The organism is Pseudomonas sp. PDM21, assembly GCF_014852505.2.
Lineage (GTDB): Bacteria > Pseudomonadota > Gammaproteobacteria > Pseudomonadales > Pseudomonadaceae > Pseudomonas.
The window spans coordinates 1,347,664-1,373,292 of sequence record NZ_CM181223.1 but is presented as its reverse complement, the minus strand read 5'-3'; the positions used below and the strand labels follow the sequence as shown (position 1 = coordinate 1,373,292).

General features: G+C 65.4%; 10 protein-coding genes and 1 riboswitch. Of the genes, 4 read left to right on the top strand and 6 right to left on the bottom strand.

Annotated elements, in window-relative coordinates:
* Positions 1-20 precede the first annotated feature (20 nt).
* Positions 21-1,382, bottom strand: a complete 1,362-nt coding sequence (locus tag IB275_RS06475) for a TolC family outer membrane protein (RefSeq protein WP_192289777.1) — start codon at positions 1,380-1,382, stop codon at positions 21-23.
* A 339-nt stretch (positions 1,383-1,721) separates the two neighbouring features.
* On the opposite strand from IB275_RS06475, the gene IB275_RS06470 reads away from it, so the two are divergent.
* Both IB275_RS06470 and IB275_RS06465 read left to right on the top strand, forming a co-directional pair.
* Positions 1,722-17,024 (top strand): retention module-containing protein, encoded by a 15,303-nt coding sequence (locus tag IB275_RS06470; RefSeq protein ID WP_192289779.1) that lies wholly within the window; start codon positions 1,722-1,724, stop codon positions 17,022-17,024.
* 116 nt (positions 17,025-17,140) lie between these two features.
* Entirely contained in the window at positions 17,141-17,470 is a 330-nt protein-coding gene (locus tag IB275_RS06465; protein ID WP_081517608.1) for a tryptophan synthase subunit beta, read from the top strand.
* A 186-nt stretch (positions 17,471-17,656) separates the two neighbouring features.
* Here IB275_RS06465 and lapD read toward each other — a convergent pair whose 3' ends face one another.
* The 3 genes from lapD to IB275_RS06450 form a co-directional block, all read right to left on the bottom strand.
* On the bottom strand, positions 17,657-19,600 hold the full coding sequence (gene lapD, locus IB275_RS06460; RefSeq protein ID WP_192289781.1) for a cyclic di-GMP receptor LapD: 1,944 nt from the start codon (positions 19,598-19,600) through the stop codon (positions 17,657-17,659).
* A gap of 60 nt (positions 19,601-19,660) precedes the next feature.
* Positions 19,661-20,308, bottom strand: a complete 648-nt coding sequence (gene lapG, locus IB275_RS06455) for a cysteine protease LapG (protein ID WP_192289783.1) — start codon at positions 20,306-20,308, stop codon at positions 19,661-19,663.
* Between the two features lie 221 nt (positions 20,309-20,529).
* Positions 20,530-22,503, bottom strand: a complete 1,974-nt coding sequence (locus IB275_RS06450; RefSeq protein WP_192289785.1) for an alkyl/aryl-sulfatase — start codon at positions 22,501-22,503, stop codon at positions 20,530-20,532.
* Between the two features lie 97 nt (positions 22,504-22,600).
* On the opposite strand from IB275_RS06450, the gene IB275_RS06445 reads away from it, so the two are divergent.
* Positions 22,601-23,512 carry a LysR family transcriptional regulator gene (locus IB275_RS06445; RefSeq protein WP_192289786.1) on the top strand — a complete coding sequence of 304 codons (912 nt, stop codon included), beginning with the start codon at positions 22,601-22,603 and terminating at the stop codon, positions 23,510-23,512.
* A gap of 52 nt (positions 23,513-23,564) precedes the next feature.
* Here the strand turns inward: IB275_RS06445 and IB275_RS06440 are convergent, their stop codons facing one another.
* Together IB275_RS06440 and IB275_RS06435 are read right to left on the bottom strand one after the other, a co-directional pair.
* Complete coding sequence (locus IB275_RS06440; protein ID WP_167523272.1) at positions 23,565-23,729, bottom strand: hypothetical protein; 165 nt, start codon at positions 23,727-23,729, stop codon at positions 23,565-23,567.
* 123 nt (positions 23,730-23,852) lie between these two features.
* Entirely contained in the window at positions 23,853-24,110 is a 258-nt protein-coding gene (locus IB275_RS06435) for a DUF1145 domain-containing protein (RefSeq protein WP_192289788.1), read from the bottom strand.
* 268 nt (positions 24,111-24,378) lie between these two features.
* A riboswitch (guanidine-I (ykkC/yxkD leader) is annotated at positions 24,379-24,477 on the top strand.
* 57 nt (positions 24,478-24,534) lie between these two features.
* On the opposite strand from IB275_RS06435, the gene IB275_RS06430 reads away from it, so the two are divergent.
* Complete coding sequence (locus IB275_RS06430) at positions 24,535-25,599, top strand: putative urea ABC transporter substrate-binding protein (protein ID WP_081517602.1); 1,065 nt, start codon at positions 24,535-24,537, stop codon at positions 25,597-25,599.
* The last annotated feature ends 30 nt before the right edge of the window (positions 25,600-25,629 follow it).

The window sequence follows — 25,629 nt, the reverse complement described above, 5'->3', positions numbered from 1 at the left end:
CGGATGCTCTCTCGGGCAGGTTAGTTGAGGCCGGGCAGCTGGACTTTCGGCTTGATGTCTTCGGACGCCACCGCGGCCATCGGCGCGACCACACCCTGGCTCTTGAGCAGTTCGCCCAGGGTGGCCTTGATGCGGTACTGGGTGAACAGCTCGGTGTACTTCAGGTCGACCAGGCGGCGCGAAGCGTTGAACAGTTCGTTCTCGCTGTCCAGCAGATCGAGCAGGGTGCGCTCGCCGATGGTGAACTGCTTCTGGTAGGCCTCGCGCACACGGGTGCTGTAGTCCACGTACTGGCGGGCGATCGGCAGCTGGTCACGGGCGTTGTTCAGGGCGTTCCAGGACAATCCGAGTTCCTCGTTCAACTGGCGCAGGGCGTTGTTGCGGATATCCAGGGCCTGGTTCGCCTCATAGGACTTGGCTTCCAGCTCGGCCTTGTTGCTGCCACCGGCGAACAGGTTGTAGCGCATGCGCAGCATGGCCTGCCATTCGTTGTTGTGGCCTTCTTCTCCGTCGAGGTTGTTATCGGCACCTCGGGAAAGTTCTGCATCGAATCTCGGATAGAAGGTCGATTTCGCGGCGTCGTACTGCTTCTCGGCGGCGGCGACGTCGGATTCGGCGGAGCGCAGGATCGGGCTGTTCTCCACCAGCTGGCGACGGGCGGCCTGCAGGTCTTCCGGCAACTGGCCGACAAGACCGGTCGGCTCGCTCAGTTCCACCGGGTCGCTGCCCACCACGCTGTAGTAGTTGGTGCGGGCGTCGGCCAGGTTGGTCTTCTCGGTCATCAGGTTGTTCTGCGCCTGGGCCAGGCGGGCTTCGGCCTGGTCCTGGTCGGCAAGGCGGCCGACGCCACGGGAGCTGCGCAGGCTGATCTGGTCGTAGACGCGCTGGTGATTCTTCAGGTTGTCCTCGGCCAGGCGAACCATTTCCTGGCGACGCAGCACGTCGGTGTAGACCTGGGCGACGTCCAGCGCAGTGCGCTCGGAGGTACCCAGCAGCGCGTAGGCGCGGGAGTTGACGTTGGCTTGCTGGCGGCCGACTTCGCTGGACGTGGCGAAGCCGTCGAACACCATCTGGCGCAGGGCGAGGTTGGATTCGCCACGGTTCAGCGTGTCCCAGTGGTCGCCTTGGCCACGGGTGGTGGTGTTGTCGGAGCCTTCACGGCCGTAACCGGCGGTCAGGTCGACGGACGGCAGGTAGCCGCCCTTGGCGGCGCGCAGTTGCTTGTCCGCAGCGAGACGCGAGTTCACCCCGGCCTGGATCTCCGGGTGGTACTCCATGGCCTTCTGCATGGCCTGGTTGAGGGTGTCGGCCTGCACCGGCAGGGCAACGGGAATGACGAAAGCCAGGGCGAAGGGCACGGCTTGAGCGAATCGCATGCGCATGAGGAAAACATCCTTATCAGTGAGATAGCCGCAGCGATTCGATTGTCGCCAAGGAGCGTCAAAAGGCCGGCGAATGGCTGCAAGGAAAGCATCAAAAAGCGTGATGAATTTCACGCTAAATTTTTTTGGGCGGCACACCGATATCAAAGTGACATCGATTTGCCAATTGTTTAGGATGGCAGTCGAATGGTCAATACATTGGCATATACGTAATTTCGATACGCTATAAGCCAATTGATTGACGCCAAACTTTTTGCTCTTAAAGACAAAGGAATGCCTCCTGAGCCGACCTCACCTGCGGCCGGTCGGCAACCAGGCAAGCCTCACCAGGAGAAGTGCATGAGCAGCGTCGTCGCCGTCGTAAAAAGCATCATCGGCCAAGTGATTGCGGTATCCCCCGAAGGCGCCCAGCGCGTCCTGGTCGAAGGGGACCGCATCTACCAGGGCGAGCAGCTGCTCACCGGCGCTTCCGGCGCGGTGACGCTCGACGTCGGCAAGGGCAAGCTGGTCGACCTGGGCCGCGACAGCCAATGGAGCAGCGCTGACCTGCCGCAGCCCGAGGCGCACCACGCTGCCGCGCAGCCGACCAACGCACCGAGCACCGAAGACCTGCAGAAAGCCATCGCCGCCGGCCTCGACCCGACCCAGGCGCTGGCGCCCACCGCAGCGGGCCCGACTGCCGCGCCATCGGCCGCTGGCGGCAATGGTGGCGTTGGCGGCGGCCACAGCTTCGTGGTGCTGGATGCCACCGCCGGTCGCGTCGATCCGAACATCGGCTACACCACCTCCGGCCTGGACAACGGCGGCGCTACCGGTGACGAGCGCCAGAACGAACTGCCGGCCAACCTCGCGCCGCAATTCGAAGACGGCGGCAACGGTGTGCTGAACCTGACCACCGCCGAAGACACTCTGCTCACCGGCGCCTTCTCCGCCCGCGATCCGAATGGCGACCTGATCTCCTACAGCGTCGGCCAGGCTCCGGCCAACGGCCTGCTGGTGCTCAACCCCAATGGCACCTGGCAGTACAACCCCAATGGCGACTACAACGGCGCCGACAGCTTCACCGTGATCGTCACCGACAGCCGTGGTGCGTCCAGCACGCTGGTGGTGAACGTCGGCATCACCCCGGTGAACGACGCTCCGGTGGCCACGGGCACCTATACCAGCGCCATCACTGACACCGCCGCCAACGACAGCTTCGCCGACATCAAGGGTCAACTGACCGCCACCGACGTCGACGACACCAACCTGACTTGGAGCGGCAGCGCCAAGGGCGCCTATGGCGAGCTGACCGTCAACGCCGACGGCAGCTACACCTACGTGGTTGACGCCAATGCAGTGAACGCCCTGCCGCTGGGTCAGAACCCGAGCGAGAACTTCACCGTCACCGTCACCGATCCGTCCGGTGCCACCGATACCCGCATCATCACCATCAACGTCCAGGGCGCCAACGACACCCCGGTCGCCCAGGATGGCCAGGCCAGCGGCAACGAAGACAGCGTGATCGGCGGCCAACTGGTGGCCACCGACCGCGACACCGGTAGCACCCTCACCTTCACCACCAACGGCAATCCGCCGGCGGGCTTCACCCTGAAGCCGGACGGCAGCTGGACCTTCGATGGCAAGGACCCTGCCTACCAGCACCTGGCCGAGGGCGAGACCCAGGTCGTGCAGGTGCCCTACACCGTCACCGATGAGCACGGTGCGACCAGCACCGCCACCCTTACCGTGACCCTGACCGGCACCAATGACGCGCCGGTCGCCCTGCCGGGCGTGGCCACCACCGAAGAAAACAGCCTGCTCAACGGCCAGGTCCCGGCCGCCTCCGACGTGGATGGCAGCGTCGCCGGCTACCAGCTGACCACCGGTGTCGGCACCGGCAATGGCAACCTGACCTTCAACCCCGACGGCAGCTACAGCTTCAACCCCGGCAAGGACTTTGACAGCCTGGCCCAGGGCGAGACCCGTGACGTGACCTTCACCTACCAGGCGAAGGACGACAACGGCGCGCTGAGCGACCCACAGACCATCACCATCACCGTCACCGGCACCAACGACGCGCCGGTCGCCCTGCCGGGTGTGGCCACCACCGAGGAGAACACCGTCCTCAACGGCCAGGTCCCGGCCGCCACCGACGTCGACGGCAGCGTTGCCGGCTACCAGCTGACCACTGACGTCGGCCAGGGCAACGGCAGCCTGACCTTCAATCCGGACGGCAGCTACAGCTTCAACCCCGGCAAGGACTTCGACAGCCTGGCCCAGGGCGAGACCCGCGACGTGACCTTCACCTACCAGGCGAAGGACAACAACGGCGCACTGAGCGATCCGCAGACCGTCACCATCACCGTCACCGGCACCAACGACGCAGCGGTCATTACCGGCCAGACCAGCGGCAGCGCCGATGAAACCAACGCCCCGGTCACCATCGACGGCAAGCTGAACATCAGCGACGTCGACAGCTCCGCCAGCTTCCAGGTCCAGACCGGCACTGCCGGCGACTACGGAAAATTCAGCGTTGCCGCTGACGGCAGCTGGTCCTACGTGGCCAGTTCCGCCTTCAATGAACTGAAGGTCGGCGAGCACCTGACCGACAGCTTCACTGTCCTCGCCGCCGACGGCACCAGCACCATCGTCACCGTGACCATCAACGGCACCAACGATGCCCCGGTCGCCTCCGCCGACAGCCAGACCACCGAGGAGAACAGCGTTCTCAACGGCCAGGTCCCGACCGCCACCGACGTCGACGGCACCGTTGCCGGCTACCAGCTGGCCACCAGCGTGGCCGCTGGCAAAGGCACCCTGACCTTCAACGCCGACGGCAGCTACCGCTTCGATCCGGGCACCGCCTTCGACCACCTGGCCGCCGGCCAGAACGAAGCCGTGACCTTCACCTACCAGGCGAAGGACAACAATGGCGCCCTGAGCGACCCGCAGACCGTCACCATCACCGTCACCGGCACCAACGACGCAGCGGTCATTACCGGCCAGACCAGCGGCAGCGCCGATGAAACCAACGCCCCGGTCACCATCGACGGCAAGCTGAACATCAGCGACGTCGACAGCCCCGCCAGCTTCCAGGTCCAGACCGGCACTGCCGGCGACTACGGCAAATTCAGCGTTGCCGCTGACGGCAGCTGGACCTACGTCACCAACGAGGCCTTCAACGAGCTGAAGGACGGCGAGCACCAGACCGAATCCTTCAACGTCCTGGCCGCCGATGGCACCAGCACCACCGTCACTGTGACCCTCATCGGCACCAACGATGCGCCAGTCGCCATTGCCGGCACCGCCACCACCGAAGAGAACGCCGTTCTCAACGGGCAGGTTCCGGCAGCCTCCGACGTGGACGGCACCGTCGTCAGCTACCAGCTGACCACCGACGTCGCCCAGGGCAAGGGCTCGCTGACCTTCAATGCCAACGGCAGCTACAGCTTCAACCCGGGCACCGCGTTCGACCACCTGGCCGCCGGCGCCGAGGAGACCGTGACCTTCACCTACCAGGCGAAGGACAACAACGGCGCGCTGAGCGATCCGCAGACCGTCACCATCACCGTCACCGGCACCAACGACGCGCCGATCGCTTATGCCGACAGCGCCACCACCGAAGAGAACACCGTCTTCAACGGCCAGGTTCCGACAGCTTCCGACGTGGACGGCAGCATCACCGGCTACCAGCTGGTCACCGGCGTGGGAGCCAACAACGGCACCCTGACCTTCAATGCCGACGGCAGCTACAGCTTCAACCCCGGCAAGGACTTCGACGGCCTGGCCGAAGGCGAATCCCGCGACATCGCCTTCACCTACCAGGCGAAGGACGACAACGGCGCCCTGAGCGATCCGCAGACCATCACCATCACCGTCACCGGCAGCAATGACGCGCCGGTCGCCAGCGCCACCACCGGCGCGGTGAAGGAAGACGCGCAGATCAGCGGCCAGCTCGCCGCCACCGACGCCGACAACGGCGCCCAACTCAGCTACGCCCTGGACAAAGCCGCCCCGGCCGGCTTCAGCATCGACGCCGACGGCAAGTGGACCTTCGATGCCAGCGGCAGCGAGTACCAGCACCTGAAGGCCGGCGCCACGCAGACCCTCAGCATCCCGTTCACCGTCACCGACGAGCACGGCGCCACCAGCTCCAGCAGCCTGACCATCACCATCACCGGCACCAACGATGCGCCGGTCGCCAACGCGGCGTCCGCCAAGGTCGGCGAAGACAAGTTCAGCTTCGGCAAACTGACCGCCAGCGACGTCGACGACGGCGCCAAGCTCAGCTTCAGCCTGAATGACAAGGCACCGGCCGGCTTCACCCTGTTCAAGGACGGCACCTGGGCCTTCAGCGGCCTCGACCCGGCCTACCAGAGCCTCGCCGCCGGCGAGACCAAGGTGCTGTCGATCGACTACACCGTCACCGACGAACACGGCGCCACCAGCACCAACACCCTGACGCTGACCGTCACCGGCACCAACGACACGCCGATCGCCCTGCCCTCGCTGCTCAATGGCGTCAAGGAAGATGCGCAGATCAGCGGCGAGCTGAAGGCCATCGACGTCGACAACGGCGCGCAGCTCACCTACAGCCTGAACAAGGCCGCTCCGGCGGGCCTGACCCTGAACAGCGACGGCAAGTGGAGCTTCGATGCGAGCGATGCCGCCTATCAGCACCTGAAGGCCGGCGCGACCCAGCTCATCAGCGTGGGTTACACCGTCACCGACGAACACGGCGCCAGCACCCAGAGCGTGCTGGTGATCACCGTCACCGGCACCAACGACGCGCCCAAGGCTGACGCTGCTACTGCAGCCGCCAAGGAAGACGCCGTCAGCAAAGGCCAGCTCACCGCCACCGACGTGGACGATGGCGCCAAGCTGAGCTTCAGCGTTTCCGGCAACCCGCCGGCCGGCTTCACCCTGAAGACCGACGGCAGTTGGAGCTTCGACGGCAAGAACCCGGCCTACCAGTCCCTCGCCGAAGGCGAGACCAAGGACGTCCAGGTCAAGTACATCGTCACCGACGAACACGGCGCCACCGACACCCAGACCCTGACCATCACCGTCACCGGCAGCAACGACCCGGCAGTGATCGGCGGCGTGGCCAGCGTGAATGTCAACGAGACCAACGCGCCGGTCACCACCGGCGGCTTGCTGACCGTCAGCGATGTCGACGGCCCGGCCAGCTTCCAGGCGCAGAGCAACGTCGCCGGCAAGTACGGTACCTTCAGCCTGGGCACCGATGGCACCTGGACCTACACCGCCAACGATGCCTACAACGAGCTCAAGCAGGACGAAAAACTGACCGACAGCTTCACCGTCAAGGCGACCGATGGCACCAGCGCCACGGTCACCGTGAACATCGTCGGCACCAACGATGCGCCGGTGGCATTCGGCGACAGCAAGACCACTGGCGAGAATGCGGCTTTCACCAGCCAGGTTCCGCTGGCGACCGATATCGACGGCAGCGTCGTCGGCTACGAACTGGCCACCGACGTCGGCCAGGGCCATGGCAGCCTGACCTTCAACGCCGACGGCAGCTACACCTTCGAGCCGGGCACCGACTTCGACCACCTGGCCGCCGGCGAAAGCCAGGACGTCACCTTCACCTACCAGGCGAAGGACGACAACGGCGCGCTGAGCGATCCGCAGACCATCACCATCACCGTCACCGGCAGCAACGACGCCGCGGTCATCAGCGGCCAGACCTCGGTCAGCGTCTACGAGACCAACGCACCGATCAGCACCAGCGGCCAACTGGCCATCAGCGACGTGGACAGCCCGGAAACCTTCCAGGCGCAGAGCAACGTTGCCGGCAAGTACGGCACCTTCAACCTGGGCGCCGACGGCCAGTGGACCTACACCGCGAGCTCCGCCTACAACGAGCTGAAAGTCGGTGAGACCCTGGTCGACACCTTCGCCGTGAAAGCCGCCGATGGCACCGCCTCCAGCGTCACCGTGAACATCGTCGGCACCAACGACGCGCCGGTCGCCTACCCGGCCACCGCCAGCGCGGTCGAAGGCGGCATCAAGGACCCCGGCGTCGTGGCCGGCGCCACTGACGGCTCGTCCGTCACCCTGACCATCACCACCACCCAGCCGGGCGAGGCGGTCAGCTTCAACTGGAAGTTCAGCACCAACGACGAATCGGCCTTCAACGATTTCGCCTACGTGCAGGTCAACGGCCAGAAGGTGCAGCTGCTTTCCAGCGTGGCTCTGGTCGGCGACGGCGGCAGCTCGGGGCTGCAGACCTTCCAGCAGGTGTTCGACAAGCCGGGCACCTACACCATCGTCCTGGGCGTTTCCGATGCCGTCGACAAATCCGTCGACTCGACCCTCGTGCTGAGCAACCTGCCTTCGCAGGTGAGTGTCGGCAATGTGGTCGGCCAGGTCACCCACACCGGCAGCAACTGGACCCTGACCACCAGCGGCGCCAACAACACCACCCTGGCCAACCAGCTCAAGCCGGTCAGCGAGATCACCGGCAAGCTGCAGGCCACCGACGTCGACCACGACGCCCAGCTGACCTTCAGCACCGCGCAGAACACCGCCGGCTTCACCCTGAAGTCCGACGGCAGCTGGCTGTTCGACGCCAAGGACCCAGCCTACGACCACCTCGCCCAGGGCGAGACGCAGACCCTGGCGATCAACTACACCGTCACCGACGAACACGGCGCCACCGGCACCAGCACCCTGACCCTCACCATCACCGGCACCAACGACGCACCGGTCGCCGGGGTGATGAAGGAAACCGTCTACGAAGACAGCAAGATCGGTGGCCAGCTGGCCGGCAGCGATGTCGACCACAACGCCGTGCTGACCTTCGCCACCACCGGCAGCCTGCCGGCGGGCTTCAGCAGCGACAGCAGCGGCAAGTGGAGCTTCGACGCCGGCAACGCGGCATACCAGCACCTGGCCGTGGGCGCGACCCAGGAATTCACCGTCAACTACAGCGTCACCGACCAGTACGGTGCGAAGAGCACCAGCACCCTGACCATCACCGTCATCGGCACCAACGATGCGCCGCAGGCCAAGGCCGCCAGCGCATCGGTGAATGAAGACAAGATCAGCGGCGGCACGCTCACCGCCACTGATGTCGACGACGGCCACGCGCTGTACTTCAGCCTGAAGGACGCGGCGCCCAGCGGCTTCACCCTGAACGCCAATGGCACCTGGAGCTTCAACGGCAACCACGCCGACTACCAGAAGCTCGGCGCTGGTGAAACCCTCGAGCTGCAAATCAAGTTCATCGTCACCGACGACAAGGGCGCCACCGACGAGAACGTCCTGACCCTGACCGTGACCGGCAGCAACGATGCCGCGATCATCAGCGGGGCGAAGATCGTCAACGTCTACGAGACCGACGCGCCGATCACCACCACCGGCAAGCTGGACGTCAGCGACGTCGACGGCCCGGACACCTTCCAGGCCCAGACCAACGTCGCCGGCAAGTACGGCACCTTCAACCTGGGCACCGACGGCACCTGGACCTACGTGGCCAAGGACGCCTACAACGAGCTGAAGCCGGGCGAGTCGCTGACCGACACCTTCACCGTGAAGGCCGCCGACGGCACCAGCTCCAGCGTCACCGTGAACATCCTCGGCACCAACGATGCGCCCACCGCGTACGATGACAACGTCACCATCGACGAGAACGGCCGCGTCAACGGCAAGGTACCGGCCGCCACCGATCCGGACGGCAAGGTCTCCAGCTACCAGCTGGTCACCGACGTCGGCCAGGGCAACGGCTCGCTGAACTTCAACTCCAGCGGCACCTACCACTTCGAGCCGGGCAGCGACTTCGACCACCTGGCCGCCGGCGAGAGCCAGGTCGTCACCTTCACCTACCAGGCGAAGGACAACAACGGCGCGCTGAGCGAACCCAAGACCATCACCATCACCGTCACCGGCAGCAATGACGCCGCCGTCATCAGCGGCGTGAAGTCCAGCAGCGTCAACGAGACCGACGCGCCGGTCAGCACCGGCGGCAAGCTCAACGTCAGCGACGTCGACGGCCCGGAAACCTTCCAGGCGCAGAACAACGTGGCCGGCAAGTACGGCACCTTCAACCTCGGCACCGACGGCAACTGGACCTACGTCGCCAAGGACGCCTACAACGAACTGAAGGTCGGCCAGTCCCTGACCGACACCTTCACCGTGAAGGCCGCCGACGGCACCAGCGCCACCGTGACCGTGAACATCGTCGGCACCAACGATGCACCGGTGGCCTTCGATGGCACCGCAACTACCGGGGAGAACTCCGTCTACAGCGGCCAGGTTCCGACCGCCACCGATGTCGACGGCACCATCGCCAGCTACCAGCTCGCCACCAACGTCGCCGCCGGCAAGGGCACCCTGACCTTCAATGCCAACGGCAGCTACAGCTTCAACCCGGGTAGCGCCTTCGATCACCTGGCTGCCGGCCAGAGCGAAACCGTGTCCTTCACCTACCAGGCCAAGGACAACAACGGCGCGCTGAGCGATCCGCAGACCATCACCATCACGGTCAACGGCACCAACGACGCGCCAGTCGCCTACGCCGACAGCAAGACCACCGAAGAGAACACCGTTCTCAACGGCCAGGTTCCGACCGCTACCGACGTCGACGGCAGCGTTGCCGGCTACCAGCTGACCACCAGCGTGGCCGCTGGCAAAGGCACCCTGACTTTCAACAGCGACGGCAGCTACAGCTTCAATCCGGGCACCGCCTTCGACCACCTGGCCGCCGGCCAGAATGAAGCCGTGACCTTCACCTACCAGGCGAAGGACAACAATGGCGCGCTGAGCGATCCGAAGACCATCACCATCACCGTCATCGGCAGCAACGACGCAGCGGTGATCACCGGTCAGACCAGCGGCAGCGCCGATGAAACCAACGCCCCGGTCACCATCGACGGCAAGCTGGACATCAGCGACGTCGATGGCCCGGCCAGCTTCCAGGTCCAGACCGACACCGCCGGCACCTTCGGCAAGTTCAGCGTCGCCGCTGACGGCACCTGGAGCTACGTCACCAACGAGGCCTTCAACGAACTGAAGGACGGCGAGCATCAGACCGAGTCCTTCACCGTCCTGGCTGCCGACGGCACCAGCACCTCCGTCACCGTGACCCTCATCGGCACCAACGACGCGCCGGTTGCCTATGCCGACAGCAAGACCACCGAGGAGAACACCGTTCTCAACGGCCAGGTTCCGACCGCTACCGACGTCGACGGCAGCGTTGCCGGCTACCAGCTGACCACCAACGTGGCCGCCGGCAAAGGCACCCTGACCTTCAACAGCGACGGCAGCTACAGCTTCAATCCGGGCGCTGCCTTCGATCACCTGGCCGCCGGCCAGAGCGAAGCCGTGACCTTCACCTACCAGGCGAAGGACAACAATGGCGCGCTGAGCGATCCGCAGACCATCACCATCACCGTCAACGGCAGCAACGACGCAGCCGTCATCGGCGGCCTGTCCACGGCCAACGTGTACGAGACCGACGCCCCGGTCACCACCAATGGCCAGCTGAGCATCAGTGACGTCGACAGCCCGGAAAGCTTCCAGGCACAGAGCAGCACCGGCAAGTACGGCACCTTCAACCTCGGCAGCGACGGCGCCTGGGTCTACACCGCCAAAGATGCCTACAACGAGTTGAAGGACGGCCAGACCCTGACCGACACCTTCACCGTGAAAGCCTTCGACGGCACCAGCAGCACCGTCACCGTGAACATCGTCGGCACCAACGACAAGCCGGTGGCGTTTGCCGACACCGTCAGTACCGACGAAAACGCCGTGTTCAACGGGCAAGTCCCGGTCGCCACCGATTTCGACGGCACCGTTGCCAGCTACCAGCTCACCACCAACGTGGCTGCTGGCAAAGGCACCCTGACCTTCAACACCGACGGCAGCTACAGCTTCGATCCGGGCGCCGCCTTCGATCACCTGCCCGCCGGCCAGAGCGAAGCCGTGACCTTCACCTACCAGGCGAAGGACAACAATGGCGCGCTGAGCGACCCGCAGACCGTCACCATCACCGTCACCGGCAGCAACGACGCGGCAGTGATCACCGGCCAAAACAGCGGCAGCGCCGATGAAACCAACGCCCCGGTCACCATCGGCGGGAAGCTGAATGTCACCGATGTCGACGGCCCGGCCAGCTTCCAGGCGCAGACCGACACCGCCGGCACCAACGGCAAGTTCAGCATCGCCATCGATGGCACCTGGACCTACGTCGCCAACTCCGCCTTCAACGAACTGAAGGCCGGCGAACACCTCGTCGAGACCTTCATCGTGAAAGCGGCCGACGGCACCAGCAGCAACGTGACCGTCACCATCAACGGCACCAACGATGCGCCGGTGGCCTACGCCGACACCCAGACCACCGGCGAGAACGCCGTGTACCAGGGTCAGGTCCCGGTTGCCACTGACGTCGACGGCACCATCGCCAGCTACCAGCTGGCCACCGGTATCGGCGGCGGCAAGGGCACACTGACCTTCAACAGCGACGGCAGCTACACCTTCAACCCCGGCACCGCCTTCGACTACCTGGCGGCGGGCCAGACCCAGGACGTCACCTTCACCTACCAGGCGAAGGACAACAACGGCGCCCTGAGCGACCCGAAAACCATCACCATCACCGTCACCGGCACCAACGACGCGGCCGTAATCACCGGCCAGAACAGCGGCAGCGCCGATGAAACCAACGCCCCGGTCACCATCGCCGGCAAGCTGATCGTCAACGATGTCGACAGCCCGGCGGTCTTCCAGGCGCAGACCGACACCGCCGGCACCAACGGCAAGTTCAGCATCGCCATCGATGGCACCTGGACCTACGTCGCCAACTCCGCCTTCAACGAACTGAAGGCCGGCGAACACCTCGTCGAGACCTTCATCGTGAAAGCGGCCGACGGCACCAGCACCAACGTGACCGTCACCATCAACGGCACCAACGATGCGCCGGTTGCCTACGCCGACACCCAGACCACCGGCGAAAACGCCGTACTCCAGGGCCAGGTTCCGGTGGCGACCGACGTCGACGGCACCATCGCCAGCTACCAGCTCGTCACCAACGTGGCGGCCGGCAAAGGCACCCTGACGTTCAACGCCAACGGCAGCTACACCTTCAATCCAGGCACCGCCTTCGACCACCTGGCCGCTGGCGCTCACGAACTGGTGACCTTCACCTACCAGGCGAAGGACAACAACGGCGCACTGAGCGATCCGAAAACCATCACCATCGACGTCACCGGCACCAACGACCGTCCGGTTGCTGCCGACGGAACCGCGTCGACCGGGGAGAACACCGTTCTTCAGGGCCAGGTCCCGGTCGCCACCGATATCGACGGCACCGTGGTCGGCTACCAGCTGGCCACCGATGTCGCCCAGGGCAAGGGCAGCCTGGTCTTCAACGCCAACGGCAGCTACACCTTCACGCCGGGTACCGCCTTCGACCACCTGGCCGCCGGCCAGAGCGAAACCGTCACCTTCACCTACCAGGCGAAGGACAACGACGGCGCGCTCAGCGATCCGAAGACCATCACCATCACCGTCAACGGCAGCAACGACGCTCCCAACGGCGCCGATAACACCATCACCCTGAGCGAAGACAGCAGCCGCAGCTTCAGCGCCGCCGACTTCGGCTTCAGCGACGTGGACGCCGGCGACACCCTGAGTGGCGTGCGCATCGACAGCCTGCCCACCAACGGCACGCTGAAGTTCAATGGCAACGCCGTGACTGCCGGCCAGGTAATCGACGCCGCCGACCTCGGCAAGCTGGTGTTCACCCCGGCCGCCAACGCCAACGGCAACAACTACGCCAACTTCACCTTCTCGGTGAAGGACAGCAGCAACACCTACGACACCACGCCGAACAAGATCACCTTCAACGTGACGCCGGAGAACGACGCCCCGCTGGCAGTGAACGACAACTTCACCCTCAGCGGCCTCAAGGGCAACTACTGGGGCTACAACGAAGGCCCCGATGGCACCAACCTGATCAGCCTGAGCCAGGTGACCAGCTTCATGGCCGGGCACAACCCGAGCGCCACCTTCACCTCCACCACGCTGAACTACAACCTCAGCGGCGGCGACCTGGGCGGTGACGGCAACCTGCAGAAGTTCCTCGGCAACGATGCGAAGAGCCTCAACACCGATCCGGCGAACACCTCGGACGCGATCATCCAGCTGACCGGCGCGATCAACCTCAACGCCGGCAGCTACCAGCTGCGGGTTAACGCCGACGATGGCTTCAGCATCAAGATCGACGGCGTGGAAGTCTTCAAATACGACAACATCCAGAGCCCGACAGGCCGTGAATCGGCGGTGTTCACCATCGCCCAGAGCGGTAGCCACAGCATCGAGATCGTCTACTGGGATCAGGGCGGCCAGGCCCAGCTGCAGGTGGAGATGCGCCCGCAGAACGGCACCTACACCACCGTCGGCGGCACCTCGCTGACCCACACCGTGGGCGAGTTGGTGACCAACGAAGACACCGCGCTGACCATCGCTCCGCAGACCCTGCTGGGCAATGACAGCGACGTGGACGGCGACAGCCTGACCATCGTCAGCGTGCAGAACGCGGTCAACGGCAGCGTGAAGCTCGAGGGCGGCAACGTCGTCTTCACCCCGGCCAAGGACGTCAACGGCAGCGGCAGCTTCACCTACACCATCAGCGACGGCCACGGCGGCACCAGCACCGCCACCGTCACCGTGGGCATCAACGCAGTGAACGATGCGCCGGAAGCCAAGAACGACCAGCAGACCACCGGCGAGAACAACACGTACAACGGCCAGGTTCCGGCGGCTACCGACATCGACAGCGCGGTCAACCCCAACGGCTATTCCCTGGTACAGAGCGTGGGCGCCGGCAACGGCACCCTCACCTTCAACGCCAACGGCAGCTACGTGTTCAATCCGGGCACCGACTTCGACTCGCTGAACGTCGGCGAATCGCGCCAGGTGACCTTCACCTACACCGCCAAGGACGCCCAGGGTGCGGTCAGCGCGCCGGCCACCGTGACCATCACCGTGACCGGCAGCAACGACCTGCCCACCGCCACCGCCAGCACCGTGACCCTGAACGAGGACGGCAAGCGCAGCTTCAGCGCCAGCGACTTCGGCTTCAGCGACAAGGACGCCGGCGACGCGCTCAAGGCAATCCGCATCGACAACCTGCCCACCGCCGGCAGCCTGACCCTCAACGGCCAGTCGGTGACCGCCGGCCAGGTGATTGCCGTGAGCCTGCTCGCCAGCCTGGTCTACACCCCGGTGGCCAACGCCGCGGGCAATGCCTATGCGACCCTGAAGTTCTCGGTGCAGGACAGCCACGACGGCTTCTCCAGCTCGTCCAGCACCCTGACCTTCAACGTCACCCCGGTGAACGATGCACCGCTGTCGGCGGACGGTTCGGCCAGCGTCTACGCCGGCAAGACCTACACCTTCGGAACCAAGGACTTCGCCTTCAGCGACACCGCCGACTCCGCCAACGGCCAGAACCACAGCCTGCAGAACATCCTGATCAAGGCCCTGCCGGACTCCGGCACCCTGCTGCTCAACGGCACCGCCGTGAAGGCCGGCCAGGCCATCAGCGCCAGCGATGTGGCTGGCGGCAAGCTGACCTTCGTACCGGACGCTTCGGGTTCCAACGCGCACTTCAGCTTCGCTGTGCAGGACAGCGGCGGCGTGGCCAACGGCGGCGTCGACACTTCGCCGACCTACGGCTTCGACATCCACGTCGGCCAGGTGCAGATCCCGTCCACCAACCCCAACGGCGACAACACCCTCACCGGTGGCTCGGGCGATGACGTGATCCTCGGCGACGTCGGCGGCATCAAGACGCTCACCCAGGGCGGCACCAACTACAACATCGCCCTGGTGGTCGACACCTCCGGCAGCATGGCCTACAACCTCGCCGGCCAGTCCGGCGCGGCCTATGCCAACTCGCGGATGAAGCTGGTGAAGGATGCGCTGATCAGCCTGGCCAACGAACTCAAGGGCCATGACGGGATCATCAACATCTCCCTGATCGGCTTCCAGAGCACCGCCAGCCTGAAAGTCAGCATCACCGACCTGTCCGACGCCAACATCGACCAGTTGGTCAACGCCATCGGCCAGTCCCAGAACCAGGGCCTGCAAGCCGTCGGCGGCACCGACTACCAGGAGGCATTCGGCCAGGCGGTCAGCTGGTTCAACGACCAGAAGAACAGCTACGAGAACATCACCCTGTTCCTCACCGACGGTGACCCGACCGAGTCCAGCGGCAATGGCTCGCTGATGCAGAACACCACCCAGGCCTTCGCCAGCCTGTCGGCACTCAGCGAAGTACGTGCCATCGGCATCGGCACCAATGTCAACGAGAGCACGCTCAAATACTTCGACAATACCAATGTCACCGGCATGGGCACGGTCTATACCACCGCCACCAAAACGCTGTTCACCTTCGACAACAACAGCGCGCTGCCGGGCTGGACCCTGAGCAAGAGCTCCACCGGCGCGGTCGGCATCTCGGGCAACAAGCTGAGCATGACCGACACCAGTGCTGCGGGCTCGAGCACGGCCATCACCTCGGACCTGACCGTCGCCAAGAACACCACCTCGAGCTTCAGCTTCGACTTCACCGAGAGCATGCGCAGCGGCGACACCTTCACCTGGACGCTGAAGCAGTACGTCGACGGCGCCTGGACACAGGTGGAAACGCACACACTGACGTCCTCGTCGAGCAACACCACCTACACCACCGACAAGGCCGTGGGCGAAGGCACCTATCGCATCGACTTCGTGCTGACCGACAACACCACTTCCGGCACCGCGAGTATCACCCTCGACAACCTCAAGCAGATCGTCAACACCTACGCCCCGGTCGGCCAGGTGGACATCGTCAAGCAGGCCAGCGACCTCACGGCCGCACTGCATGGCGGCTCCACCTCCACCGAACTGGCGCCCTCGGGCCATGACACCATCAACGGTGGCGCGGGTGACGACATCATCTTCGGTGACACCATCAACACCGACAACCTGCCCTGGGGCGTCAATGGCAACCCGGCCAAACCGGCCGACATGCCGGCGGGCTCGGGTGTCAGCGCACTGTCGGCCTTCCTGGAGCTGAAGAACGGCCACGCCGCCACCAGCGACGAGATGTACGACTACATCAAGGCCAACCATGCGCTGTTCAATGTCGAGGGCGATACCCGTGGCGGCGACGACCACCTGTATGGCGGCGATGGCAATGACATCCTCTACGGCCAGGGCGGCAACGACTTCCTGTTCGGCGAGAATGGCAACGACATCCTCTTCGGCGGCACCGGTGACGACCAGCTCACCGGCGGCAAGGGCGACGACATCCTCACTGGCGGCGCGGGTGCCGACACCTTCATCTGGAAGGCCGGCGATATCGGCAACGACACCATCACCGACTTCAAGGCCGGTGAAAGCGACCGTATCGACATCAGCGACCTGTTGCCGGAGACCGCGCACAACGACATCCTCAGCTACCTGAAGGTGGACACCACGACCTCGACCCTGCAGGTGAGCACCACCGGGCAGATCAACAACGGCGGGGCCGCGGACGTCACCATCAAGCTGAGTGGGGTCGACCTTTCCACCTACGGCTCGACTTCCACCGAGATCGTCAACAAGCTGGTGGCGGGTTCCGACCCGGTGGTCAAGACTGAGCATCACTGATCCGCGGTTGCCGCCAGGCTTCCAGACGGTCAGGCTCTGACACGACGACAGCGGGGCCACCCTTCGGGGTGGCTGCGCTGTCGTTCCTTCACATCACATGAATTGGGGACGGGTCGATGCTGTATATCCAGCGCAACGCCGAGGGGAGAATCTCGCGCGTCGAGGACGCCGAGTTCGACGGGATGACCGGCACCCTGCCGGCGGACCACCCGGACATCCAGGCCTGGGCGGCCGAGAGCAGCCTGCTGCAACTCAAGCAGAGCGATCTGGACATGATCCGGGTACTGGAAGACTTGATCTCGGTGCTGATCACCAAGGGGGTGATCCGCATCACCGACCTGCCGCCGGCGGCGCGCTCCAAGCTGCTCAACCGGACCCAGGCCCGTGAAGCGCTGGGCGGGCTGACCCGGCTGATCAACGACGACGAGGAAACGGGGCTGATCTGAGCCCCGTTTTTCTTTTCCGGCAAATGTTCCCCTGTAGGACGCATAACCCGGAACGGGTTATCCGCCGATGCCACGAAGGCGGATAACGCTGGCGCGTTATGCGCCCTACGGCCCTGGAACCAAGGCACACGTCAGCCCTGCCGACGGGTCGCGGGCATGGCCCGCTCCTACAACCTTACAGGCGCATCACCACGGCGCCGGCCCACCAAACAGCTGTCCCTGTACGCCCTGGATACCCATCTCCTTCAGCACCCGGAACTCCCCCGCCGTCTCCACGCGCTCGGCGATCAGCGGCAGGTCGATGCTGTGCGCCGCGCGCTGCATCGCCTCGATGAACAGGCGCTTGTCGTTCTCCTGGTCGATATGGCGGATGTGGCTGCCGTCGACCTTGAGGTACGCCAGCCCCAGCCGCGCCAGGTTGCCGATCATGCTGAAGCGCCCGCCGAAGTGCTGCAGGCTCAGGCGATAGCCCAGCTCGCCGAGGCGGCGGGTCAGCGCTTCCAGCACCGGTTGCGCCGGCAACTGGTCTTCTTCCAGCTCCAGGGTCAGGCGCCCGGCGAATTGCGGGTGCTGGCGCAGCAGGTCGAACACGCGGGTGGTCGCCCATTCATCCCGCAGCAGCGCAGCAGACAGGTTCAGCGCCAGCGGGCGGTTGTGTTTGGCCATGTCGGCCAGGACGCTTTCGAGCATCAGCAGGTCCAGCCGTGCGGTCCAGCCGAAGCGGTCCAGCCAGGGCAGGAAGCGCCCGGCGGCGATGCTGCCGCCCTGCCCGTCCGGCAGGCGCGAGAGCACCTTGTAATGCAGCACCACCTGCGGGTCGGCACAGGACACCACTGCCTGGAAATGCAGCTGGAAGCGCTTGTGCATCAGCGCCTCGTCCAGCAGCTGGTGCCAGCTGTGACGCTCCTCGGCGACCGGCTTGGCGCCGCCCTGGAGGAAGGCCCAGCAGTTGTCGTTCCGTCGCTCGGCCTGCACCAGCGCCTCGTCCGCGCGTTGCAACAGCGCCTGCGCCGACTCGCCGGAAACGAAGGGCACCAGCCCCAGGCAAGCCACAGGGCTCACATCGCTGGCGCCGGTGGTGACCAACGCGGCGAGCATGCCTTCCAGACGCATCGCCAGGGCCGGCGCGTCCTCGGGCATCAGCCCCGGCGCCAGCATCACGAACTCGCCGCCACGGCTGCGCGCCAGGGTCAGGCCGGAGCCCAGCCCCTGCCCGGACAGACGCAGCTGGTCGGCCACCGCCTTGAGCAACTGGTCGACGCGCTGGCCGCCCAGGCGCTGGTTCAGCCCGGCGAGGTCGTTGACCCGCAGCACCAGCAGCACGCCGCTGCTGACCTGGTCCTCGGCGCTCAGCCGGTTGTTCAGCTGCATGTCGAAGAAGCGTCGGTTGCCCAGCCCGGTCAGGCTGTCCAGGTAGGCCTCGTCGCGCAGACGTTCGCTGCGCTGGGCCTGCTCCTGGAACAGCGCCTTGAGCTTCTCTACCATCTGGTTCATGGCCTGCACCACGCGGCGCAGCTCGGGGGTGCGCGGCAGTTCCGGCAGGCTGAGGAACTCGCGCCGGGCGATGGCGTGGGACTGCGCCACCATGTAGTCCAGTGGCTTGAGCTGGCGACGCAGCAGGATGGCGCCGAGCACAGCGCTGGCAATGCCGCACAGCACCAGCCAGAGCAGGCTGCCCAGGGTGCTCTGCCAGAGCTTGGCGATGGCGAACATCGGGTGGCTGAGCACCTCGACCCGCGCGGCCTGGGTCCAGCCGCGGCTGACGATGGCGTCGCCGCCAGCCGAATGCAGGTCGATCAGCGAGATGAACCACTGCGGCACCTTGGCGGCCACCGCATCGGGGACCCCGGTGCGCTCCACCATCACCTTGCCGGTGGCCAGGTCGATCACCCGGATGCTCTCGTAGTAGCCGCTGTCGAAGATCGAGCTGACCATCAGCTCGACCATCGCCGGGTCGTCGATGTTCGGCGTCAACGACAGCCCCAGCGCGGTGGCCGCGTCCTGGGCATGGGAGCGCAGCTGGTTGCCGTACTGCTCGCGCGAGCTTTCCAGGCCGACCATGAAGCTGCCGCTGAAAGCGACCACCAGGAACAGGCAGATGGCGATCAACAACTGTTTGAACAGGGACATCGTGTCTCCAGGCTCCCCCCGCGGGAGCTATTCGTGTCGGTGCAGCTATTCGTTCCGTGGCTACTCATCCAGAGGGAAGCCTTCGGCCTTCATCTTCTTCAGCAGGTCCTGCCAGCGCGACAGGCGCTTGCTGTCGCCGACCTGCTTGCCGCCACCCGCGCCATTGCCGGCGAGCCACAAGCCCTCGCCGTTGAACGCGTAGACCGGCTGCAGGTCGCTGCGCTGGCTGGCCGGGAGGATGCTGCCGATCAGGTTGTCCAGCACCAGCGGCACGGCATCGGGCCGTGGGTAGTACGTGAGCACCATATGCGCCTGGTTCAGACGCAGCGCCTTGACGTAGGTAATGCGCAGCTTCTGTGCCGGCACGCCCAGGTGTCGCAGGCTGATGTACTTGGCGATGGCGAAATCCTCGCAATCGCCGGCGCCCTTGAGCAAGGCCTCCACCGGCGTGGCCCAGTAGTCCACTTCGTGCCAGAGGCTCAGGTCATCGGTGAAGCGCAGCTGGTCGTTGAAGAAGCGATTGACCGCCTGAAGCTGGTCGCGTTCGCTCGCCGTGGCCTGCTGCACGAGCAGCTTCTGCCAGGCGTCGATGCGCACCTGGCCTTCGCCCAGCGGCCCATAGAGGCGCGCGGATTGCTGACTGATCAGCTTGAAGTCCCACTCGGCCTGCTGCGCCCCCGCCAGGACGCCGAGCGAAGCCGCCAGCATCAGGGCCAACGGCCCCGGCCAGCAACGACGCAACACCCTGGAACAACGGTTGAGCACGATCGCGACTACTCGACTGCGAGCGCCGGCAACCAGCTGCCGGCGCAGGGGTCGCATGGTGCAGACTGGCCGCGAAAAAAACAATGGCACAATGCAATCATTGCATTGTGCCATCCAGGGGAGACGCGGCCTGCGGGGAACCGGCCGCGCGGGAGGGGAAAGACTCAGCTCTTCTGCGGCGGGGTGACGACGTCGAACCAGAAGTTGAAGTCTTCCAGCATGCCGAACAGCTTGGCCAGCAGCAGCGGGTTGCCCGAGCTCTTGAGCTTGCCCTCGAACACCAGACGCACCGGCGAGACTTCCTTGAGCATCAGGCGGTTGAGGTCTGCACGGTCGATGGTCACGGTCTGCCCGGCGCTCTCGCTCTGCACGCCCTTGATGTTGTTCAGGTGCGAATTCTTCAGTTCCAGCAGGTACTGCTCGTTCTTGTCCGGCAGCACCAGGTTGATGGCGAAGTCCTCGCCCTCGGCCTTCTCCGCGTTCAGGCGTACGCCGAGGTAGTCGAACAGCAGGCCGGTATCCATAGCCGCCAACGCGTCGGGACTGCCCGACTTCATGGTCGGCATGTCACGCGGCACGCCATTGCGCAGCTCCTGCGCGGCCATCAGGTAGCTGTTGCGCCAGCCGGCGTTCTCCGCCTGGTAACCGAGCTGCTCCAGGGCGTCTGCCTGCAGGTTGCGCGCGGCCTGGTTGGCCGGGTCGGCGAAGACCAGCTTGTTGACCACCTCCACCACCCAGCGGTACTCGCCCTTGTCGAAGGACGCCTTGGCCATCTGCAGCAGGTGATCGGCGCCGCCCATGAACTCGACGTACTTCACCGCCGAGTCCTCCGGCGCCAGCGGGTTCAGCGTCGCGGGATTGCTGTCGTAGTAGCCCAGGTACTTGTTCACCACCGCGCGCACGTTGTGGCTGACGCTGCCGTGGTAGCCACGGTTGAACCACTCGTTGGCCAGCTCCGGCGGCACTTTCAGGCGCTCGTGGATCTGGTTGATGGTCACCCCGTTGTTGGCCAGGTGCAGAGTCTGGTCGTTCAGGTAGCCGTACATATCACGCTGCTTCTCCAGGGTGCGGACGATGTCCTCGTGCCCCCAGCGCGGCCAGTTGTGCACGGCGAACATCACCTCGGCCTTGTCGCCGAAGCGATGCAGCGCCTCGTTGATGTACTTGCTCCAGCCCAGCGGGTCGCGCGTCTCGGCGCCGCGCAGGGTGTACAGGTTGTGCAGCGTTGCGGTGACGTTCTCGGCCATCAGCAGCGCCTTCTGCTGCGGCAGCCAGACGTTCATCTCTGCCGGTGACTCGGTGCCGGGGGTGTTCTGGAAGGTCACAGGCACGCCGTCGATCTCCATCTCCACCAGCGAGCCGTCAACGGTCTTGGTCGGCGCGATGATGCTCATCGGGCCCTTGGCGACGGCCTTGCCGATGGCCATGTCGACGTGGCCTTCCGGGCCCTGCGGCAGCAGGGTGCCGTACTGGTAGGTGGCGCGGCGCAGCATGGCGTTGCCGGCCAGCACGTTCTCCTTGATCGCCGCTTCCATGAAGCCCTTGGGCGCGATGATCTGCACCTCCCCCTTGTCCACCTGCTCCTGACTGACCAGGCCCTTCACGCCACCGAAGTGGTCAATGTGGGCATGGCTGTAGATGATCGCGCGGATCGGCTTCTGCCCCAGCTCCTGGCTCACCAGGGCGTAGGCGGCCCTGGAAGTCGCCGGGGTGGTCAGGGTGTCGATGACGATCCAGCCGGTCTTGCCTTCGATGAAGGTGGTGTTGGCGAGGTCGAAACCGCGCACCTGGTAGATGCCATCGGTGACCTTGAACAGGCCGTAGCTGAGGTTCAGCTGGGCCTGGCGCATCAGGCTCGGGTTGACGCTGGCGACGTCCCTGGCGGCCTTGAGGAAGTCGTAGCCGCCCAGTTGCCAGGCGACCGTGCCGTCCTCGTTCTTGATCACGAGGTTCTCGGGACGCTTGATCAGGCCCTTCTCCACCCGGTCGAAATCGGCGCGGTCACTGAACGGCAGCGACTGACGCACTTGCTCCTGCGCGGCCTGAGTGAAGGAAGTCGGGGGCTTGGGCTGTTCGGCGGCGACCAGCAGGCCGGGGCAGAGGCTGGCGAGCAGCACGGCAGCGGAAAGACGGGACATCGGAAGGCTCCGGAATTTGTTGTTGTGCTCGCACTATGCCGGCCGTCGCGCTAATAATTCCAATGCATTCCAACTTAACAATCAATGCAGGAAGCGCATGAGCGATCTCCGCCAGCTACGCCACTTCGTCGCCCTCGCCGAGCACGGTCACTTCGCCCGCGCTGCCGATGCGGTGAATCTTAGTCAACCCGCCCTGTCGCGGAGCATCCAGGCGCTGGAAGGCCAGCTGAGCTGCCAACTCGTGGACCGCAACCCGCGCGGGGTCACCCTCACCGCCCATGGCCGGCTGGTGCTCGAACATGCCCGCCGCCTGCTGGCCGGTGATCGCGCGCTGAAGAATGCCGTGCTGCAACTGGCTGACCTGGAGACCGGCGAGCTGCGCCTGGGCGCCGGCCCCTTCCCCGGCGCGCGGCTGATGCCGCAGGTGCTCGCCCGCTATAGCAGCGCGCACCCGAAGGTGTCGGTGCTGCTGTCCATCGAGAACTGGAGCGAGCTGCACCAGCGTCTGCTGGACGACGAGCTGGAACTGTTCATCGCCGACTACCGCGAACTGGAAGGCGACAGCCGCCTCGACATTCTGCCGCTGCGAGTACACCGGGGCGTGTTGTTCTGCCGGCCGGGGCATCCGCTGATCGGCAGCGTGCCGTCGGTGGAGCGCGTGCTCGACTACCCGCTGGCCGGCCCGCGCCTGCCGCGCGACGCCCACGAAGGGCTGGCTCGCACCCTCGGCCGCGAGCAGCCGCTGAGCGTGCAATGCGATGACGTGCTGATGCTCAAGGAGCTGGTGAAAGGCAGCGACGTACTCTGCCTGGCCACCTGGGATGTGGTGGCCGCGGATGTGCAGGCCGGCAGCCTGGCGGTGCTGCCCTGGCCCAGCAGCGGCGACGTTGCAGGGCGCGGCTCCGCCTACGCCCTGGTTCGCCATGCCAGCCGCAGCCTGTCGCCTGCGGCCAGCCAGTTCGTCGAGTTGTTGCTGGAGGAAGACGCGGCGTTCAGCGCCGCGTCGTGAGTGCTTTTCGCAGGATGGCGTGGAGCGAAGCAATACCCATCAGGACCATACCTCAACGGCGCCAGCCCTGGTACGGGCCACCGTAATAGGCCGGCGGCGGCGCCGGGCGATAGTAGTGCGGCCGGTCATGCCAGCCACCACGGTCGTGGTCATGTTCGTAGACCACGCAGCCGGTCAACGGAAGGATCATCAGTACAGCAGCGAAGAAACGACGCATGGCGCCTCCATCAGGCAAGCCGGTCGCCCCGCCGGGGTGCGGGGCGTACATTCTTCCGGTCTCACAAGATCAGACATGCCTGTCAGAAGGCGGTGCCGCGGCGAAAGGTAAAGCTTGGGTAAATCAGCCGTTTACAGTGGCCAGCCGGCGCACCTTGCGGCTCTGCAGGTGGAGCACGCCGAACAGCAGCACCTGAACCTGCTCCAGCCAGGAACGACGGCGCGCCAGCAACAGCACCTCGCCCACATGCACCACCAGCAGGATCGCGGAGAGCCACAACAGCGGGCGATGCAGCTCGCCGAACGGGTAGATCAGGTTGAGCACGGCGGCGAGCCAGAACATGGACAGCGCGCCCTTGGCGAAGCTCAGCAACTCGGACATGGCGATGGATTCCTCGAAGGTGAAGGTCGCAGCAGTCTGCCGCCCGTGACGCCCCGCCCGCTCCTGCCTTTCGACTGGCCCCGCGCACCAGGATGCGGCGTCGCGCTTCATTTGAGGGCAGCGCAACGCCCCGGCTTGCAGCGAAACATCCGCCGCGATCCAGCGCAGCCCTTCTGCCCCGGCACTTTCGCCAACTTGGCACGCCGCTCGCTTTGTATCGAGCGTGCAGGAACGATCCGAAGCATTCGGACAGCGGCACCACAATCTGACAATGGATGACTAGGGTTCCGGCTCGCGCAGCGAGTGACTGGTCCGAGAGTCATCGACCTCCAGCGAGGTTACACGGCGGGACAAAAGCCCGGGAGACGAGAGCGACAAGTGCCGCCCGACTCCTGCCTGCCCGCCAATCGACTGGAGATGCTCCATGCGCAAGCCCCTTCTGACCGCCCTGTTCGCCGCCGGCCTCGCCGCCTTCAGCCTCTCAGCCTCCGCCGCCGCGAAGAACAGCTTCAACCTCTGCTGGACCATCTACGCCGGCTGGATGCCCTGGGAATACGCGGCCAGCCACGGCATCGTCGACAAGTGGGCGAAGAAGTACGGCATCGAGATCAAGGTCACCCAGCTCAACGACTACATCGAGTCGATCAACCAGTACACCGCGGGCCAGTTCGACGGCTGCACCATGACCAACATGGACGCCCTGACCATCCCCGCCGCCGGCGGCGTCGATTCCACCGCGCTGATCGTCAGCGACTTCTCCAATGGCAACGACGGCATCGTCATCAAGGGCGAAGGCAAGACCCTGGCCGACCTCAAGGGCATGAACGTCAATCTGGTGGAGCTGTCCGTCTCCCACTACCTGCTCGCCCGCGCCCTGGAGAACGCCCGACTCAGCGAGAAGGACGTGAAGACGGTGAACACCTCCGACGCCGACATCGCCGCCGCCTTCAACACCGACGACGTGCAGGCCGTGACCACCTGGAACCCGATGCTCGCCGAGGCCCGCGCCAAGCCGGGCACCACCGAGGTGTTCAACTCCAGCCAGGTCCCCGGCGAGATCATGGACATGATGGTGGTCAACAGCGCGGTCCTGAAGGACAACCCAGCGCTGGGCAAGGCACTGACCGGCGCCTGGTTCGAAACCGTGGCACTGATGCAGGGCGAAAGCGCCGAGACCCGCGCCGCGCTGGAGCACATGGCCAAGGCCTCGGGCACCGACCTCGCCGGTTACCAGAGCCAGCTCGCTACTACCAAATTGTTTGCCACTGCGCAGGAAGCACTGGCCTTCGCCACCAGCCCGAAACTCCCGGCGACCATGGACAAGGTCGCGGCCTTCTCCTTCGCCCACGGCCTGCTCGGCGAGGGCGCGAAAAGCGCCGAAGCGGTCGGCATGAGCTTCGCCGGCGGCCTCACCACCGGCGACGCGCAGAACCTCAAGCTGCGCTTCGACCCGACCTACGTGCAGATGGCAGCGGACGGCAAGCTCTGAGGCGCCTTTACATGGCACCTCACTTCACCC